Below are 18013 nucleotides of genomic sequence, written 5' to 3' on the forward strand. Positions count from 1 at the left end.
TTTGATCCGGGTCAAGGCCGGTGCGTCCGCCGCCATGTCAGCCTGTCCTCCCGCGCCGGTCCCACCACGGTCCCGGGCGGGCCGACGACCCGAAGAAGGAGGAGACAGAGCATGTCCCACGTCCCGCACGACCTCGCCCGCGACTTTCCCGACTATGCCGAGCGGATCTCGGAGCTGAAAGCCTCCGACAAGCGCTTTGCGCATCTGGCGGAGCGCTACCACGACATCAATCGCGAGGTGCACCGGGTCGAGACCTCTCTGCAGCCGATGGACACCCTGGCAGAGAACGACCTGCGCAAGCAGCGCGCGCTACTCAAGGATGAGCTCTATGCGCTGCTGACCCGAGAGACCGCCTGAGCGGTCACTCGAGCAGCGTTTCCACCTGCGAGGTGATCGCCGCCGACATGGGGCGCGTGGTCGCGCCCCAGCCCTCGACGAAACTGCCGTCGGGGGCAATCAGCGCCTTGTTGAAATTCCAGGACGGTGAAAACCCCTGATCCGCCAACCAGCGGTAGAACGGATGCGCCTGCGAGCCTGTCACGTGAGTGATGGTGGTCATCGGCAGGTCGAGGTCGAAATTCAGCTCGCAGAAATCCTTGACCTCGGCCTCGCTGCCGAGTTCCTGCCGAAAGTCGTTCGACGGCACCGCGAGCACGACCAGACCGCGGTCGCGGTAGGTGTCGTAGAGCTCTTGCAGGCCATCGTATTGCGGGGTGAAGCCGCAGCGCGATGCGGTGTTGACCACCAGCACCGGCTGTCCGCGATAGCTCTCGAGGTTGAGATCGCCGCCATCTATGCTGCCAAAGCTGAAGGCCTGCGCGGCCAGCGCGGGCAGGGCGAGGATGAGGGCGGTGAGGGTGGCGAGAACGCGGAACATGCGGGCACTCCTTTGAGCAGGGAAGATAGAGCGGTGCCGACAAAGTCAACGGGTCTGGTCAGAGGCCCCGGACGGGCCTATCTTTTTTGTCGAAAGAGGAGAGTGCCATGGCCGGAGGCTGGAGCCGCGACGGGGCGGTGAGCGAACAGATCGAGGCGTCGATCTCGGAAGAGCTGGAGCGCATGCGGGCGCGGCGCGCGCCGGTGGGCGAGAGCCTGAGCGAATGTGCCGAGTGCGGCGAGGAGATTCCCGAGAAGCGCCGGCTGGCGCTGCCGGGGGTGAAGCTTTGCATCGATTGCCAGCAGGAGCGCGACGGCGCTCAGCGGGCGCGCGGCGGCATCAACCGGCGCGGCTCGAAGGATTCCCAGCTCAAGTGATCTCGCGGTGGGCGTAACCTGAAGGAGCGGGCGCTGGGCGCCCGCGCAGGTCGTCTCGCCCCCGGCCCTGTGGGCCGCGGGCTCGGATTGGCACGGGTGGCTGTGTTTTGGTGACCATGTCGGTGTGGCGCGCATGGGGCTGCCCGGTTGTCTGCCGAGAGGCGTCTGAGGGGCAGGTCTGCCCTCAGAGCGCCATCGCAACCATGAGGCGAGTCGCCGTCGCCTCAAGGACGCCTACGGCGCCGCGCAGGCGCGGTGGCCTGCGGCCATCCTTGACCCGCCGGAGACTCACCGGGGGTCATGATCGGAGTCGGTTTGGGGCGGCGGATCTGTATCCGTTGGCTGACGTTGATCGGTGTCGGTGGGCGTGTCCAGCCCGGCGCGGCGCAGACCGGCGCGGTAGAGCGGAACCAGGTCGAGCATCGCCACCGCGAAGCCCAGCGGGATCATCCAGAAGCCCAGGATCGGCAGGAAGCCGAGGATGCCGCCGATGATCAGCAGCAGCCCCAACACCAGCCGTAGTCCGGGTGGCACGCGGCGCCGGACATGCACCTGGAAGCGGCGTGTCCGGCCCTTGAGCGAGCGTCTCTGGCGTCGGGGCTGCGGTGTTTGCATCGGCGGCCGTGCGGGCGTTCAGCCCTCCATCGCCTCCAGCTCGTCGATGAACCCCTCGATCATCGACAGGCCCTTGTCCCAGAACCTGGGATCGGACGCGTCGAGGCCGAAGGGCGCCAGCAGCGCCTTGTGGTGCTTCGAGCCGCCCGCCTTGAGCATGTCGAAATACTTGTCTTCGAAGCCCGCGGGATCCTCCTGGTAGACTGCGTAGAGCGCGTTCACCAGCCCGTCGCCGAAGGCATAGGCGTAGACGTAGAAGGGCGAATGCACGAAGTGGGGGATATAGGCCCAGAAGCTCTCGTAGCCTTCCATGAACTCGAAGCACGGCCCGAGGCTCTCGGCCTGCACCGACATCCACAGCGCGTTGATGTCGTCCGGTGTCAGCTCGCCGCCGCGGCGTGCTTCGTGCAGCTTGCACTCGAAATCGTAAAACGCGATCTGCCGCACCACGGTGTTGATCATGTCCTCGACCTTGCCGGCAAGCAGCACCTTGCGCTCTTTCGGGTCGGTGGCCTTGTCGAGCATGGCGCGGAAGGTCAGCATCTCGCCGAAGACCGAGGCGGTCTCGGCCAGCGTGAGCGGCGTCGAGGCCAGCATCTCGCCCTGGCCCGCGGCCAGCACCTGGTGCACGCCGTGGCCGAGCTCGTGCGCCAGGGTCATCACGTCGCGCGGTTTGCCGAGGTAATTCAGCATCACGTAGGGGTGCACATCCGTCACCGTGGGGTGGGCGAAGGCGCCCGGCGCCTTGCCGGGCTTCACGCCGGCATCGATCCAACCCTTGTCGAAGAACGGCGCGGCGATCTCGGCCATGCGCGGGTCGAACCCGGCATAGGCCTGCATGACGGTGTCGCGCGCTTCGTCCCAGCCGACGATGCGGGTGCTCTCCATCGGCAGCGGCGCGTTGCGGTCCCAGACCTGCATGGTCTCGAGACCCAGCCACTTGCGCTTGAGCTCGTAGTAGCGGTGCGACAGGCGCGGATAGGCGGCGACCACCGCGTCACGCAGCGCCTCGACCACCTCGGGCTCGACATCGTTGCTCAGGTGGCGGCCCATCTGCGCCGAAGGCATGCCGCGCCAGCGGTCCATGACCTCCTTCTCCTTGGCCTGCGTATTGTGCACGCGGGCGAAGGTGCGGATGTTCTCGCCGAAGACGCGGGCCAGCTCGCGGGCGGCGGCCTCGCGCTTGGAGCGGTCCTGCTCAGTGAGGAAGTTGAGCGCCGCCTCGATCGACATATCTTCGCCGTCGATGGTGAAGGTCAGCCCGGCGATGGTCTCGTCGAAGAGCTTCATCCACGCGTCGCCCACCACGCCCATGTCGTGCAGGAAGCGCTCGAGCTCGTCGGAGAGCTGGTAGGGCTTCATGGCGCGGATGCGGTCGAAGGCGGGTTTGTAGCGCGCAAGCTCGTCATTGGCCTCGAAGAGCGCGGTATAGGCGTCATCCTCGACGGTGTTGAGCTCGAGCGAGAAGAACACCAGCGGCGTGGTGTAGATCGTCACCTTCTCCTGCAGGTCGGAGAGGAACTTGGCGCGCTCGCTGTCCATGGTGTTCTGGTAGTAGCGCAGCCCGGCGAAGGACATCAGCCGGCCGCCGACGGCCTCGATCTTCTCGTGGCGCTGGACCATCTCGAGGAAACCCGCGGCATCGAGCCCGGCGATCTTGCCTTCGAAATCCTGCGCGAAGCGGGCGCAGGCATCTTCCAGCCAGTCGAGATCGCGCTTCAGCTCGGGCGCGTCCTGCCCTTCGTAGAGATCGCTCAGGTCCCATTCCGGCAGCTTGCCGAGGTCGCGGCCCCCGGAAGCGTTGGCGTCGAAGACGGGGCGGGGATGGGAAATGGCGTTCGTCATGGAGTCCTCATCAGAAGTTTCCCTCTGACATAGGGGCGCGGGTGGGGCGATGGCAATGGTCGCCGGCGGGAAAGCGTGCCGGGGGGGGCAGATCCGGCTGCGGAGACCGGAGTGGAGTGCGAGCCCGTCGGTCACGCCGCCAACGAGGCTGCCGGTGATCCGAGGTGCCTCCGGCGTGGACGGTGCCCCTGCGGACATTCTGAAGCGGCTGAGGTCGGAGGCGGGATCGGCGCAGCGGACCCTGGCGTAGCGTGCTGCCTGGCTGGGTGTCTCGCCTCGGGCGGCACAGCAGACGGTTCGAGGCCCGCCGTTCGCAATTCTTGAAGACATTGCGACTTATGTATCGCCACCGGCGGTCGGAAATCCGTAGATTGCGGCCTGTATTGGTCTAAGGTCGAAGACGGGTGCACCTTGGAGGGGGCGAACCTGCATTTCAGAGCATGGGAGGGAATTTACGTATGTCACAGAAACCAATCATTTACGGCGCGGTGGGGATCGTGCTCGGCTTTCTCGGCGGCGTCGCCGCCGGCAGCGCCATCAACGGCAGCAAGATCACCGATGCTGTGGGCCGTGCCATGGGGCCGGCACAGGAGGCCGCGAGCCAGGCCGCCTCGAGCCAGCAGGCAGCCCTCGACGGGTTGTCCGAGCGCATCGCCGCGCTCGAGGCGGCGATGTCCGAGGACGATGGCGGCGAGGATATCACCGCAGCGCTGGGTGAGCGGCTCGATGCGATGAAATCCGAGATGCAGACCCGGCTCGAGGACCTGTCGGCGCGCACAAGAACTCAGGCCGAGGCAGTGCAGGGCGCGCTCTCGGAGCTGTCGGGCGGCATGCAGGAGGCGGCGCAGATGGCGGCGGCGGCGGTCGCCGCACGGGCTGCCGGAGGCGGTGAGGGTGCCAGCGCCGAGGGCATGACCGTGACCGATCCTCTCGGTGTGGGCGAGACGGCACAGTTCGCCGACGGACAGGTGCGGGCCTTCGTTTCGCGGGTGGACCCGGCGGGCGGCTCGGTGCGGCTGATGGTCAATGGCGAGGCGACGGCGCTGGGCTCCGGCGGGACCACGCGGGTCGCTCTGGGCGACAGTTCCTGCACCGTGGCGGTGATGGGGCTGGACGACGGCAAGGCGACGCTGGGCTCGGACTGCGGCGCGGCGGCATCGGGCGGCTCTGAAGAGGGCGGTGAAAGCGAGGCCGCGGCTGCACCGGCGGCCCCCGAGGATGGCCATCGCGCCGGCGAGGTGGCGTCGCTTGCCGACGGTAAGCTGCGGGTCTTCGTCTCAGGCCTCGCGGATGACGGCTCGGCAGCGCGCATCGCGGTCAACGGTGTGCAGACCCAATTGGTCAACGCAGGAGAGAGCGTCGAGGTCGAGACCGGCGAAGGCGCCTGCACGGTCACCGTGACCGGCGTCGGCAACGGCATGGTCGGGCTGGAGGCCTCCTGCGGCTGAGGGCGCAGGCCCTCAAACCGGTGCAACGGGGGATGGCCGTGGGAGGTTCGCGGCCATTCCGCACGGTCTGGGGCGGTTCTGGCTCGGCTTACCCGTAGGCCGCCAGAAGCGCCTGCAGGTCGGCCAGCGTGTTCGCCTCCTGCACCGGCTTGTCGTGGCGCCAGCGCGCCATGCGTGGAAACCGCAGGGCCAGGCCCGACTTGTGGCGCGGGCTCGGCTGGATGCCCTCGAAGGCGATCTCGAAGACCAGCTCGGGCTTGACCTGCCGCACCGGGCCAAAGCGCTGCAGCGTGTTGCGGCGCACCCAGGCCGTGATCTTGTTGAACTCCGCATCCGTCAGGCCGGAATAGGCCTTGGTGAAGGGCACCAGATCGTTGCCGTTCCATGCCGCGAAGGTGAAATCGGTGAACAGGTTGGCGCGCCGCCCGTGGCCCTGCTGGGCATAGATCATCACCGCGTCGACGCTGAGCGGGTCGAGCTTCCATTTCCACCAGTCGCCCTTTTTGCGCCCCGCAAGGTATGGGGCGCCGAGCCGCTTCAGCATCAGCCCCTCGGCGCGGCGCTCGCGGGCGGTGGCGCGGGTCTTGGCCAGCCCTTCCCATGTGTCGAAGCCAAGGCGCGGCGAGGGGCGGATCGGCGCATCTGGCGGCAGGTCCGAGAGCAGCGCGTCGAGCGTGGCGCGGCGCTGGGCCAGGGGCGTGTCACGCAGATCCTGCCCGTCCGCTTCGAGCAGGTCGTAGGCCAGCAGGATGACCGGGGCCTCCTTGAGCAGCTTCTTTGGCACCGTCTTGCGCCCGATGCGCTGTTGCAACGTGTTGAAGGGCAGGGGCTGGGTGCCGTCCCACGCCACGATCTCGCCGTCGAACACGTGGCCCGGCGCGATGAAATCCGCCGCCCGGGCAAGCTCGGGGAAGCGGTCGGTCATCAGCTCCTCGCCGCGCGACCAGACGTGGTGCGATCCGCCGCGCAGGATGAGCTGCCCGCGGATGCCGTCCCATTTCCATTCCGCCAGCCAGTCCTCCGGCGGCCCGAGGCCCTCTGGCCCATCGTCGAGCTGGTAGGCGAGGTAGAACGGATATGGGCGGCTCTCGTTTTCCTCCGGGTCGGGGGATTCGACGAGCGCGTGCCAGCTGGTGCTCTGCGGCGTCCAGTCGCCCATCAGCCGCAGCGCCAGCGCCGCCTCGTCCTGCCCGGTGGCCTGGGCCAGCGCGCGGGTCATCAGCTTGCGGCTCACCCCGATGCGGAAGCCGCCGGTGATCAGCTTGTTGAACAGGAAGCGCCCAGTCTCGTCGAGCTGGTCCCAAGCGTCGAGGATGAAGGCCTTGCGCGCCTCGAGGTCGCGCTTGGGCATGTCCGCCAGCGCCTCGAGCCAGCTTGCCAGGCTGTGATCCGCCTCCCGCGTGGCGGGCGGCAAAAGCAGGGCGATGGTTTCGGCGAGGTCGCCGACGATGGGATAGCTTTCTTCCAGCAGCCAGAGCGGCAGGCCGGCGCGCTCGGCGGCCCATTCGCGCAGCTGCGTGGTGGTGACAGCGCGCTTCGGGCGGCGGCCCGAGAACAGCGCGATGGTCCAGAGCCGGTCCTCGTCGGGCGCGGTGCGGAAATACTCCGCCAGCGCGGCGGTCTTGACCGTGGTCTTGGTGCTCTGGTCGACGGCGGTGAACAGCGCGGCAAAGGCCTTCATGCGGCATCCTCCGTGCCCTCGGCCGCGTCGTCCTCGCCGCCGAACTCGGTCGGCACCACCTCGGCCTGATAGCCCTGGGTGTTGAGCCAGCGAGCAAAGATCTCGGTGTAACCATGGGTGGCGAAGATGCGCTCGGCGCCGGTCTGCCGGATGGCCTCGTGCAGCTCGGGCCAGTCGGCATGATCGGAGAGCACGAAGCCCCGGTCGGCGCCGCGCCGCCGCCGCACCCCGCGCATCCGCATCCAGCCAGAGGCCATGCCCGTCGAGGCGCGCCCGAAGCGCCGCGCCCATGTGCTGCCGAGCGCCGAGGGCGGTGCGATGACCAGCGCCCCGGGATGCGCCTTCACGTCCAGATCGGGCGTCACGTGGTGGGTGTCGGGCAGCGCATAGCCCTGCGCGCGCAGCACCGCGTTGGTGTTTTCCACCGCGCCATGGGTGAGGATCGGGCCGATCTCGGGGTCGAGCAGCGCCAGCAGGCGCTGCGCCTTGCCGAGCGAGTAGGCGCCGAGCAGGCAGTGCCGGCCCTCGGCGGCGGTCCGGGCCCACCAGTCGTTGATCTCGGCGGCAATCTCGTGCTGCGGGCGCCAGGTGAAGACCGGCAGGCCGAAGGTGCATTCGGTGATGAAGGCGTGGCAGCGCACCGGCTCGAACCTCTCGCAGAGCCCGTCCGCGGCGAGCTTGTAGTCGCCCGACACCACCCAGACCTCGCCCCCCACCTCGACGCGGATCTGCGCCGAGCCGGGGATGTGGCCCGCCGGGTGAAAGCTGACCGTGGCGCGGCCGATCTGGCGGCGCTCGCCGAATCGGATGGTGTCGAGGGTGATCTCGCCCAGCCGATGCCGGATCACCGGCGCGGCGGCCTCGGTCGAGAGGTAGGCGCCGTGACCGGGGCGGGCGTGATCGGAATGACCATGCGTGATCAAGGCGCGCGCCACTGGGCGCCACGGGTCGATGTGGAAATCGCCCGCCGGGCAGTAGATGCCCCGTTCGGTGAAGGTGAGGACCGGCTCTGTCATGCGCCAGAGGGTAGCGCGGCGCAGGCCGCGGGCCAGATCAGGCCGAGCGGCTGGCCGAACTGCCGTGCTCGCCCGCGCTGGCGAAGACATCGACCATGCGGGTGAGGATCCGGCCGCGGGTGACGGGGTCTTCCATCAGCACCTCGTGGCGGCCGCCGGCGATGGTCTCGAGCTGGCCGCCGGGCCATGCCGCCATGCGCGCGGCGATGCGCGGCACATCGACGATGCGCTCGTCGCTGCCGACAAAGGCGATGGCGGGCATCTTCGGCGCGGGCAGGCGGGCCAGGGTCAGGCATTCGTTGAGCGCCTGGTGCAGCCAGCGCAGCGACGGACCGCCGAGCTGCAGTTCGGGCATGTCGTGCACCTGGCGCTGCATGTAATCCCAGCCGTCGCGGTCGCGTGTCAGCAGGTTGTTCTCGAACGCCACCGTGGCGACGTAGCTCTCGGGCCCGGTGGAGGGCGCATAGACATGGCCGATACCCATCTGGCTGCTGCCCCATCCCAGCGCCCAGGCGGCGGGGCGCAGGGCGGCCGCCATGCGGATGCCCCACATCGGCCCGGTGAAGGCGGCGGCGGTGACCGGCAGCCCCTCGATCAGGGCGCGCAGGCCGATGCAGCCGCCCATGGAATGCCCCAGGAGGTAGAAGGGCCGGGGCAGGCCCAGCTCTTCTGCGGCCTCGAGCATGGCGGTGACGTCGAACTGGTAATCCTGGAACAGGTTGACGTGACCGGCGCGGGGGTCGCGGTGCATGCGGTCGGCAAGCCCCTGTCCGCGCCAGTCGATGGTCAGCGTGTGGTAGCCCAGATCGGCGAACTCGCTGGCGACGCGCCCGTATTTCTCGACATATTCCGTGCGGCCGGGGAACAGCAGCACGGTGCCCCGCGCCGACTCGGGGCCCGGGTAATGGGCCAGCCGGATGCGCAGGTCGTCTTCGGTCTTCTGCCAATAGGCGCGGGCCCCTGCGGGACCCTCGGCCAGTTCGGCATGAAAGGGCGCGTCGAGCATCATGTCAGGACAGAACTCCTCCGAGGCGCATCGCAGCGCCCATGTCCCCGTCGATTGCGAGCTTGCCCGACATGAAGGCCGTGGTCGGGTTGAGGTCGCCCTCGAGAATTTGCTGGAAGGTCTCGGTATCGGCGGAGAGCGTCACATCGGCGTCGTCGTCACCGGCCCGGGCCCCGGCCTCGTCGATGATGATGCTGCCTTCGTCCTCGATGACGAACTTGGCGGTGCCGTCGAATCCCTCGCCGTCCAGCTTCTTGTTCAGCGCGTCGACCGCTGCGGTGATGACTTCGCTCATTCTGATCCCTTCCTTCACGAAAACCTGTGCTGGCAATCCAGCATCTTCGGGTTACACTCGGAATCTATGAGCATGGGCCTACGCAAGAGCAAACGTATCGTGGCGGCACTTTCCGTCACAGTCATGTTTTCCCTACCCGTCGCGGCACTCGCGCAGGCGGCATCGGGAGATCTGCTGGAAGAGCTTGGCGCGGCGGAAAACGCCGCCGAGGCCGACCGCATCGAGAAGGCGATCTATCTCGAGTGGTCGAAATCCGGCTCGGCGGCGATGGACCTGCTCCTGAAGCGCGGGCGCGACGCGCTCGAGGTCAACGAGACCGCATCCGCCATCGAGCACCTGACCGCGCTCACCGATCATGCCCCGCAATTCGCCGAAGGCTGGCACGCGCTTGCGCTGGCCTACTACCAGGCCGAGATGTTCGGCCCTGCGATGGATGCGCTCGAGCATGTGCTTGCGGAAAACCCTCAGCATTTCGGTGCTTTGCGCGGCGTTGCCGCGATCCACGAGCAGCTTGGAAACGAGTCGCTTGCATATGACGCCTACACGCGGGTACTGGAACTCAGACCGTTTGACGACGAGGTCACCGACGCGCTGGAGCGGCTTGCGGGCCAGGTCCAGGGCATCGAGATCTGAACCTCTGAGGGAAGGAACAGGGCGTCACCATGCCCCAGCGCGCACGGATCGCGGCCGTTCTCGGCCCGACCAACACTGGCAAAACCCATTACGCAATCGAACGCATGCTCGGTCACCGCACCGGGATGATCGGCCTGCCACTGCGGCTTCTGGCCCGCGAGGTCTACGACAAGGTCGTGGCGGCGCGCGGCCCGGGCACGGTGGCGCTGGTCACCGGCGAGGAGCGCATCGTGCCGCCGCGGGCACAGTACTGGATCTGCACCGTCGAGGCGATGCCCGAAGGCATGGGCTGCGACTTCGTCGCGATCGACGAGATCCAGCTCTGCGCCGATCCCGAGCGCGGCCATGTCTTCACCGATCGGCTGCTGCGCATGCGGGGCCTGCACGAGACGCTGTTTCTCGGCTCCGACACCATGCGCGGGCCGATCAACGCGCTGGTGAAGGGCTGCGAGTTCATCCGCCGCGAGCGGATGAGCCAATTGGGCTACCTTGGTTCGAAAAAGATAAGCCGGATGCCGGCGCGCTCGGCGATCGTCGGGTTTTCGGTCGATAATGTCTATGCCATCGCCGAGCTGATCCGCCGCACCAAGGGCGGTGCCGCGGTGGTCATGGGGGCGCTGAGCCCGCGCACCCGCAACGCGCAGGTCGATCTCTACCAGAATGGCGAGGTCGACTACCTCGTCGCCACCGATGCCATCGGCATGGGCCTCAACCTCGATATCGACCACGTCGCCTTCTCGAGCCTGACCAAGTTCGACGGCCGCCGGATGCGGCCGCTGCAGCCCAACGAGCTGGCGCAGATCGCCGGCCGGGCCGGGCGCGGCATGAAGCCCGGCACATTCGGCACCACCGGGGACGCCGGCCAGATCCCCGACGACTGGGTCGAGGCGATCACCAGCCACAGCTTCACCCCGCTGCGCAAGCTCAACTGGCGCAACCCGAAGCTCAATTTCGGCTCGATCCAGGGGCTGGTGCATTCGCTCGAGCTCAGCCCCAACGACGAGTGGCTCGCCAAGGCGCGCGAGGCCGACGACCTGATGGCGCTCAAGACGCTGGGGCAGGAGGCCGAGGTGCAGGCGCGCGCGACGAACCCGCGCTCGGTGCAGCTTTTGTGGGATGTCTGCCGGATTCCGGATTTCCGGGGAATCAGTCATGCGGAACATGCTGGCCTGTTGCAGGTTATCTTCCAGCATCTGCACGAGCGCGGCGAGATCCCGAGAGACTTCCTCGCGCGTCAGATCAAGCGGATCGACCGCACCGATGGCGATATCGACACATTGTCGAAGCGATTGGCGTTTATCCGCACATGGACCTACGTGGCGCAGCGCCGCGGCTGGGTCGATGACGAAAGCCATTGGCGCGAGGCGACCCGCGCTGTAGAAGACGCACTGTCCGACGCCCTGCACGAGCGTCTGACTCAGAGATTTGTTGACCGGCGGACAAGCGTATTGCTTCGCCGGTTGAAGCAGAAGGAGGCCCTTTTGGCCGAGGTGAATGACAAGGGTGAGGTGACCGTCGAAGGAGAATTCGTCGGTCGTCTTGAAGGGTTCCGGTTCCGTCAGGACCAGGGGGCGACGGGCCAGGAGGCCAAGACGCTGAAGCAGGCGTCGCTTCAGGCGCTCGCGCCGCATTTCCACCTTCGGGCGGATCGGTTCTACAATGCGCCGGATACCGAGATCGATTTCACTGAGCAGGGCGGCCTCATGTGGGGCGACCAGGCGGTGGGCAAGCTCGCCAAGGGCGACGACCCGCTCAAGCCGCGCGTGGTGGCCTTCGTCGACGACACCGCCGGACCGGACGTGGTCCAGAAGGTCGAGCGCCGTCTGCAGCACTTCATCGACCGCAAGATCGCGGCGTTGTTCGAGCCGCTGCTCAACATGCAGCGTGACGAGACCCTCACGGGCCTCGCCCGTGGCTTCGCCTTCCGCATGGTCGAGGCGATGGGCATCCTGCCGCGCCAGCTGGTGGCCGACGAGGTCAAGCAGCTTGACCAGGACGCCCGTGGCGCCCTGCGCAAGCACGGCATGCGCTTCGGCCAATACACCATCTTCATGCCGCTGCTGCTCAAGCCCGCGCCGACGCGCCTGCGGCTGGTGCTGTGGTCGCTCTTCAACGATCTCGACACCTTCCCCGAGGCACCGCCCCCGGGTCTGGTGACCGTGCCCAATATCCGCGACGTGCCGATGCAGCACTACTCGCTGGCAGGCTACCGCCCGGCCGGCGAGCGCGCGATCCGCATCGACATGCTCGAGCGCCTCGCCGACCTGCTGCGCGCGCAGGACAGCCGCGGCGGTTTCGAGGCCAACGCGGACATGCTGTCGATCACCGGCATGACGCTGGAGCAGTTCGCCGACCTGATGCAGGGCCTCGGCTATCGCGGCGAGAAGGGTGAGCGCAACAAGGTGCGCCGCGCCGACGAGGTGGTCGCCGAGACCTCCGAGCCGTCGGGCGAGCCCGGCGAGAACGAGCCGGTCTTCGACGCGGCCCGCGAGGAAGAGGCGACACCCGCGGCGATGGCCGATCCCGCGGCGACCCCGCCGGCTGCCGACGTGGTGACGGGCTCCGAGGCCATCGATGACGAGGGCTTCGCGCCGGTCAACGAAGATCCCGCGCCGGTCGAAGTCGACGATCACATCGCCGAGACCCCCGAGGAAGAGATCCTCCCCGGCACCGCGCCCGACGAGGCGCTGGCAGGCCCCGAGACCGAGGTCTTCTACACCTTCACCTGGGCCGGCAATCGCAACAATCGCGGCCCGCGCCGCGAGGGCGGTGGCAACCGCGAGCGTGACGGCGGCGGCCGCGACGGCCAGAAGGGCGCCCGCGGCAAGGGCGGTGCGCCGCGTGGCAAGGGCGGCCCCGGCGGCAAGAAGGGCAAGGGCGGCAAGCCACAGGGCGACAAGGGCGCCAAGACCTACGAGTCGCGCCCCCGCAAGGAGCAGAAGATCGACCCCGACAACCCCTTCGCCGCGGCGCTCATGGGGTTCAAGGGCAAGTCGTAAGTGTCTGAGCCGGCGACCAAGCTGCGCATCGACAAGTGGCTGTGGCAGGCCCGCTTCTTCAAGACGCGGAGCCTTGCCGCGAAGGTCGTGTCGGGCGGGCTGCGCGTCAACGGACAGCCCATCGCCAAGCCTGCCTTCTCGGTGGGGCTTGGCGACGTTCTGACCTTCTCGCAGGGCCGCGACGTGCGGGTGATCAAGGTGGTCGCCCTCGGCACGCGGCGCGGACCGGCACCGGAGGCTCAGGCGCTTTACGAAGACCTGGATCCGCCGGCGCCGCGCGCGCCGGCGCCACAGACCCCGCGCTTCGAGGGCGGGGGGCGTCCCACCAAACGGGATCGCCGCCAGCTCGACCGGCATCGGGATATGCTTGAATGATCCCGCATCGTGGTCTAGCTAGACGAAAATCGTGACACTCTGACGGATGATTTTGCCATGACTTACGTGGTCACTGAAAACTGCATCGCCTGCAAATACACCGACTGCGTCGAAGTCTGTCCGGTGGATTGCTTCTACGAGGGCGAGAACACGCTGGTGATTCATCCCGATGAATGCATCGATTGCGGCGTTTGCGAACCGGAATGCCCCGCCGACGCCATCCGGCCCGACACCGAGCCGGACATGGAGAAGTGGGTCGAGTTCAACCGCAAGTACTCCGAGATGTGGCCGGTCATCATTTCCAAGAAGGATCCGATGCCCGAGGCCGAGGAGCGCGATGGCGAGCCGGGCAAGATGGAGAAGTACTTCTCCGAGGCGCCGGGCGAGGGCGGCTGAGCGGCGATTCGCCGTTGTGCAGCCAAAGCGGTTGCAAACGCGTAACTGAATCCGCGCAAATCCCTGATTTCGCGTGAAATCTCTGTTTCCGCCAAGAATCTGGGAAAGAGCGGGCTTTTGTGCTATTCTAGGTGGCACACATGACGAAGCCACGCAGACATGATCAGGTCGGGAACCGGCCGGGGGAATAATCGAAGACGTGACGTTTTCAGGCGAACGGGATGCTTTGCATATCCGTCCGCCTTTTTGTCGCCGCGTCATTCTTGTCGTGATGAGCCGTGGCTTGGCTGCTAAGGACCCTGTTGTATGACCAAGAGCAAGAAGAACGAATTCCGGCCGAACGATTACGTGGTCTATCCCGCCCATGGCGTGGGTCAGATCATGTCGATCGAGGAGCAGGAAGTCGCCGGCATGACGCTGGAACTGTTTGTGATTTCTTTCGAAAAGGACAAGATGACCCTTCGGGTGCCGACCCACAAGGCAACCGAGATCGGCATGCGCTCGCTCTCCTCGCCCGACGTGGTGAGCCAGGCGATGAAGACGCTGAAGGGCAAGGCCAAGGTCAAGCGCGCGATGTGGTCGCGCCGCGCTCAGGAATATGAGCAGAAGATCAACTCGGGCGACCTGATCGCCATCGCGGAAGTGGTGCGCGACCTGCACCGCGCCGACGACCAGCGCGAGCAGAGCTACTCCGAGCGTCAGCTGTACGAGGCCGCGCTCGAGCGTCTGACCCGCGAAGTGGCTGCCGTCTCCGGTGGGGACGAGGTCGCCGCCGCGCGCCAGGTCGACGAGGTCCTTGGGCTGCGCGCCGCCTGATCCTCATCTGACACGAACATTCGGGAAAAGCGGGCCTTCGGGTCCGCTTTTTTCGTTGTCTGGGGATGGCGCGCACCTCTTGCCACGCGGAACAGCGCCGCAGGCCGCCGCGCCATCCCGCGGGCCGGCAATGGAGCGGCGGCGTCCACTCGAAACGCACAGGAGGGACTGAGGTTGCGACACGCCCGATCCCTCACGCCGCGTCCTCGCGCCCTTCCATCAATGCCGTGTAAAGCGCCGTCTCGAGCTCCTTCTCGAGCTCGCGGGCGCGCTTGATATAAGCCTCGTTCTCGGCCGAGGGCACGTCGGGATCCCAGAGCTGGGCCAACTCCTGCACCGTTTGCCGGTCGTGGTGATAGAAGGTCTCCTGCGCGATCGCCGCTTCGTACTCGCTCATGCCGATCTCCTCGAGCACGTAGCGCCCGGCCCGCAGCGAGCTGTCGAACATCTCGCGCACGATCTTGTCGGCGCCGGCCTGGTAGAGCTCGTAGACATGCGTCCGGTCATGGGCGCGGGCGATGATGAAGACATCCTCTCGGATGCGGCGGGCGAAGCGCACCAGCTTGGTGGTGGCCTTGGGATCGTCGAGCCCGGCCACAAGCACCTTGGCGTCCTTGATGCCCGCGGCATGCAGCAGCTCTGGCCGGGTCGGGTCGCCGAAGAAGCCGCGATGGCCGAAACGGCGCATCAGCTCGATGGTCTTCATGTCGTGATCGATCACCACCGTGCGGTAGCCCGAGCTGCCCACCAGCCGGTTCACGATCTGGCCGAAGCGCCCGATGCCGGCGATGATGATCGGCCCATCCGCCTCGATGCTGTCCTCCTGCTGCGCCTCGCGGGCCTCCTCGAGCCGGGTCGAGAGCCAGTCGTAGAGGATGAAGAGCAGGGGGGTGATAAGCATCGACAACGCCACCACCAGCAGCAGCCGCTGCCCCAGTCCGGTGTCGAAGATGTTGAGCTGCAGTGCGAAGGAGATCAGGACGAAACCGAACTCCCCGGCCTGCGCCAGCGACAGGGTGAAGAGCCAGCGCGCCCGTGTGTGAAGCTTGAAGACCCGTGCCAGCAGCATCAGGATCGCGCCCTTCAGCAGCATCAGTCCGAGCGCCAGACCCAGGATCACGAAGGGCTCGCGCAGGAAGGCGAGGATGTCGATGCCCGCGCCCACGGTGATGAAGAACAGCCCCAGCAGCAGCCCCTTGAAGGGCTCGATATCCGACTCGAGCTGGTGGCGGAATTCAGAGTTCGCCAGCACCACCCCGGCGAGGAAGGTGCCGAGCGCCGGCGACAGGCCCACGAGCTCCATCAGGAAGGCGATGCCGACCACGATCAGCAGCGCCACGGCGGTGAACATTTCGGGCAGGCGCGAGGAATGGATATGCCGGAACAGCGGGCGCGCGCCGTAGATGCCGGCCACGATGATCAGCGCGATGGCGGCCAGCGTCACCAGCGCCACGCCCCAGCCTGGCAGGCCCTCGACCAGAGACAACCCGTGGTGCCCGTCCTCGCTGCCATGCCCGAGGTCGATGGACCCATCGGGAGAGAGATGCGCCACGCCCGGCAGCGCCAGCAGCGGCAGCATCACCAGCATCGGAATCACCGCGATGTCCTGCGTCAGCAGCACCGAGAAGGCCGAGCGCCCGCCGGTCGACTGCATCAGCCCCTTCTCGTTCAGCGTCTGCAGCACGATGGCGGTTGAGGAGAGGGCGAAAACCATGCCGCAGGCCAGAGCCGGCGCCCAGCTCACCCCGAGCGCCATGGCGCAGCCCATCACAGCCAGCATGGTGATGGCGATCTGCGAGCCTCCCAGCCCCACCAGCCGGTGGCGCATGTCCCAGAGCGCGCGCGGTTCCAGCTCGAGCCCGATGATGAAGAGCATCATCACCACGCCGAACTCTGCGAAATGGCGCAGATCCTCGGTGGCGGCGACGAGGTCCAGCACCGGCCCGATGACGATGCCGGCCAGGAGGTATCCCAGCACCGAGCCGAGCCCCAGCCGCGCCGCGATCGGCACCGCGATCACCGCCGCCAAAAGGTAGATCGAAGCCTGAAAGAGAAATCCGTCCATAGTCGTCCCGCTGCCTCTGCCCACGACATGATGGGGCAGGGCAGGCGGAAATGACAACCGCCCTCGGCGCCAGCCTGCGCGGATCGCCGCACAAATCGAGCGCATTCGATGTAAAGACCGGCGGGCGGGCCCAGCCTGTCACAACCGGAAAGCTTGACGCAACGGCGCGAGAGGCGTAATGCGCGGCCCGTGGCGCTTTGTTACCGGATTGCGGGCCACGTTAAACATGCCGCTAAAGAGGTCAGACGAAAGCCCCTTTCGCTTGACCGCGACGGGGCTTTTTTCAATTGCGGCGAGGGGTGCCGCGAAAGGATACGACATGACCAGCAAGGGATCTCGCACGAACGCGGTTCACGGCGGCACCAAGCGCAGCCAGTGGGGCGAGCTCAGCGAAGCGATTTTTCTCACCCAGGGCTTCGCCTATGACAGTGCCGAGCAGGCCGAGGCGCGCTTTCTGAAGTCCGGCCCGGACGAGTTCATCTATGCCCGCTACGGCAACCCGACCGTGGCCATGTTCGAGGAGCGCATCGCGCTTCTCGAGGGCGCCGAGGATGCCTTTGCCACCGCCTCCGGCATGGCCGCCGTCAACGGCGCGCTGACGTCCTGCCTCAAGGCCGGCGACCGTGTGGTGGCCGCGAAGGCGTTGTTCGGCTCCTGCCTCTACATCCTCGAGAGCATCCTGCCGCGCTACGGCGTCGAGGTGGAGTTCGTCGACGGGGCGGACCTTGCGGCCTGGGAAGAGGCGCTGAAGCCCGGCGCCACGGCGGTGTTCTTCGAGAGCATGTCGAACCCGACGCTCGAGATCGTCGACATCGAGGGCGTGGCCAAGCTGGCCCACGAGGCCGGCGCGATCGTCATCGTCGACAATGTCTTCTCCACGCCGGTCTACTCCAACGCCATCGCGCAAGGTGCTGATGTGGTCGTCTATTCCGCGACGAAGCACATCGACGGCCAGGGCCGCGCGCTCGGCGGCGTTGTCCTCGGCAGCCGCGAGTTCATTCGCGGCACGGTCGAGCCCTACATGAAGCACACCGGCGGCTCGATGAGCCCGTTCACCGCGTGGATCATGCTCAAGGGCCTTGAGACCATCGACCTGCGGGTGCGGGCGCAGACCGCGTCGGCCAAGGCGATCGCCGAGGCGGTGAGCAAACATGCCAGGATCACCAAGGTCAGCTATCCGGGACTCGAGAGCCACACGCAGCACGCGCTGGCGCAGCGTCAACTCGGCGCGGGCGGCACGATGGTGGCCTTCGAGATCGACGGCGGGAAGGAGGCGGCGTTCCGCTTCTGCAACGCGCTTCAGATCATCCTGATTTCGAACAACCTTGGCGATGCCAAGTCCATCGCGACGCATCCGGCGACCACCACGCACCAGCGCCTGTCGCCCGAGCAGCGCGCGGATCTGGGCATTTCGGACGGGCTTATCCGCCTGTCGGTCGGCATCGAGGATACCGATGATCTGGTCGCCGACGTGCTGCAGGCGCTTGATGCTGGATAGCATCACATACGTGTGATTTCCGGGCGTTACTCGCCCGGAAGCAGGAAAAAGTTGGAAAACGTTTCATGCGC

At 67.0% G+C, this 18013-nt stretch carries 17 protein-coding genes and 1 riboswitch; of the genes, 9 read left to right on the forward strand and 8 right to left on the reverse strand.

Annotated elements, in window-relative coordinates; translation table 11 throughout:
• Positions 1 to 111: 111 nt before the first annotated feature.
• The gene (locus JF542_RS01300) at positions 112 to 357 is read left to right on the forward strand and encodes an HP1242/YdcH family protein (RefSeq protein WP_007792416.1); all 246 of its coding nucleotides are present in this window, start codon (positions 112 to 114) and stop codon (positions 355 to 357) included.
• Positions 358 to 361: 4 nt separating this feature from the next.
• Here the strand turns inward: JF542_RS01300 and JF542_RS01305 are convergent, their stop codons facing one another.
• Positions 362 to 877: a glutathione peroxidase gene (locus JF542_RS01305; RefSeq protein ID WP_007792413.1), complete on the reverse strand. Its 516-nt coding sequence runs from the start codon at positions 875 to 877 to the stop codon at positions 362 to 364.
• A gap of 107 nt (positions 878 to 984) precedes the next feature.
• Between JF542_RS01305 and JF542_RS01310 the strand changes: the two genes are divergently transcribed.
• Positions 985 to 1254, forward strand: a complete 270-nt coding sequence (locus JF542_RS01310) for a DksA/TraR family C4-type zinc finger protein (protein WP_007792410.1) — start codon at positions 985 to 987, stop codon at positions 1252 to 1254.
• Positions 1255 to 1542: 288 nt separating this feature from the next.
• Here JF542_RS01310 and JF542_RS24360 read toward each other — a convergent pair whose 3' ends face one another.
• A complete protein-coding gene (locus JF542_RS24360) occupies positions 1543 to 1788 on the reverse strand; it encodes a hypothetical protein (RefSeq protein WP_340689126.1) in 246 nt (81 codons plus the stop codon).
• A gap of 99 nt (positions 1789 to 1887) precedes the next feature.
• A complete protein-coding gene (locus JF542_RS01320) occupies positions 1888 to 3714 on the reverse strand; it encodes a M3 family oligoendopeptidase (protein WP_207074437.1) in 1827 nt (608 codons plus the stop codon).
• A 458-nt stretch (positions 3715 to 4172) separates the two neighbouring features.
• Here JF542_RS01320 and JF542_RS01325 point away from each other — a divergent pair, with 458 nt between their 5' ends.
• Entirely contained in the window at positions 4173 to 5162 is a 990-nt protein-coding gene (locus tag JF542_RS01325) for a hypothetical protein (RefSeq protein WP_207074438.1), read from the forward strand.
• Between the two features lie 88 nt (positions 5163 to 5250).
• On the opposite strand, the gene JF542_RS01330 is transcribed toward JF542_RS01325, so the two are convergent.
• The 4 genes from JF542_RS01330 to JF542_RS01345 are packed head-to-tail and all read right to left on the reverse strand — an operon-like array spanning position 5251 to position 9160.
• Entirely contained in the window at positions 5251 to 6843 is a 1593-nt protein-coding gene (locus tag JF542_RS01330; RefSeq protein WP_207074439.1) for an ATP-dependent DNA ligase, read from the reverse strand.
• Complete coding sequence (locus JF542_RS01335; protein ID WP_207074440.1) at positions 6840 to 7859, reverse strand: ligase-associated DNA damage response exonuclease; 1020 nt, start codon at positions 7857 to 7859, stop codon at positions 6840 to 6842. The genes JF542_RS01330 and JF542_RS01335 overlap by 4 nt, the downstream gene beginning before the upstream one ends.
• A 37-nt stretch (positions 7860 to 7896) precedes the next feature.
• Positions 7897 to 8868: an alpha/beta fold hydrolase gene (locus tag JF542_RS01340; protein ID WP_207074441.1), complete on the reverse strand. Its 972-nt coding sequence runs from the start codon at positions 8866 to 8868 to the stop codon at positions 7897 to 7899.
• A 1-nt stretch (position 8869) separates the two neighbouring features.
• On the reverse strand, positions 8870 to 9160 hold the full coding sequence (locus JF542_RS01345; protein WP_207074442.1) for an SCP2 sterol-binding domain-containing protein: 291 nt from the start codon (positions 9158 to 9160) through the stop codon (positions 8870 to 8872).
• A 123-nt stretch (positions 9161 to 9283) separates the two neighbouring features.
• Between JF542_RS01345 and JF542_RS01350 the strand changes: the two genes are divergently transcribed.
• The 5 genes from JF542_RS01350 (at position 9284) to JF542_RS01370 (ending at position 14379) form a co-directional block, all read left to right on the forward strand.
• Positions 9284 to 9793, forward strand: coding sequence for a tetratricopeptide repeat protein (locus tag JF542_RS01350; RefSeq protein ID WP_207074666.1), 510 nt, complete (start codon positions 9284 to 9286; stop codon positions 9791 to 9793).
• 29 nt (positions 9794 to 9822) lie between these two features.
• The gene (locus tag JF542_RS01355; RefSeq protein ID WP_207074443.1) at positions 9823 to 12792 is read left to right on the forward strand and encodes a helicase-related protein; all 2970 of its coding nucleotides are present in this window, start codon (positions 9823 to 9825) and stop codon (positions 12790 to 12792) included.
• Positions 12793 to 13167 carry an RNA-binding S4 domain-containing protein gene (locus JF542_RS01360; RefSeq protein ID WP_007792385.1) on the forward strand — a complete coding sequence of 125 codons (375 nt, stop codon included), beginning with the start codon at positions 12793 to 12795 and terminating at the stop codon, positions 13165 to 13167.
• Between the two features lie 57 nt (positions 13168 to 13224).
• Positions 13225 to 13563, forward strand: a complete 339-nt coding sequence (fdxA, locus tag JF542_RS01365) for a ferredoxin FdxA (protein ID WP_007792381.1) — start codon at positions 13225 to 13227, stop codon at positions 13561 to 13563.
• A gap of 306 nt (positions 13564 to 13869) precedes the next feature.
• Positions 13870 to 14379 carry a CarD family transcriptional regulator gene (locus tag JF542_RS01370; protein ID WP_007792377.1) on the forward strand — a complete coding sequence of 170 codons (510 nt, stop codon included), beginning with the start codon at positions 13870 to 13872 and terminating at the stop codon, positions 14377 to 14379.
• A gap of 193 nt (positions 14380 to 14572) precedes the next feature.
• Here JF542_RS01370 and JF542_RS01375 read toward each other — a convergent pair whose 3' ends face one another.
• Positions 14573 to 16444: a monovalent cation:proton antiporter-2 (CPA2) family protein gene (locus JF542_RS01375; RefSeq protein WP_207074444.1), complete on the reverse strand. Its 1872-nt coding sequence runs from the start codon at positions 16442 to 16444 to the stop codon at positions 14573 to 14575.
• A 179-nt stretch (positions 16445 to 16623) separates the two neighbouring features.
• Positions 16624 to 16701, forward strand: a riboswitch (SAM riboswitch).
• 62 nt (positions 16702 to 16763) lie between these two features.
• Between JF542_RS01375 and metZ the strand changes: the two genes are divergently transcribed.
• On the forward strand, positions 16764 to 17942 hold the full coding sequence (metZ, locus tag JF542_RS01380; protein WP_007792372.1) for an O-succinylhomoserine sulfhydrylase: 1179 nt from the start codon (positions 16764 to 16766) through the stop codon (positions 17940 to 17942).
• Positions 17943 to 18013 lie beyond the last annotated feature (71 nt).

It is taken from the genome of Salipiger bermudensis (genome assembly GCF_017309175.1).
Taxonomy (GTDB): domain Bacteria; phylum Pseudomonadota; class Alphaproteobacteria; order Rhodobacterales; family Rhodobacteraceae; genus Salipiger; species Salipiger bermudensis.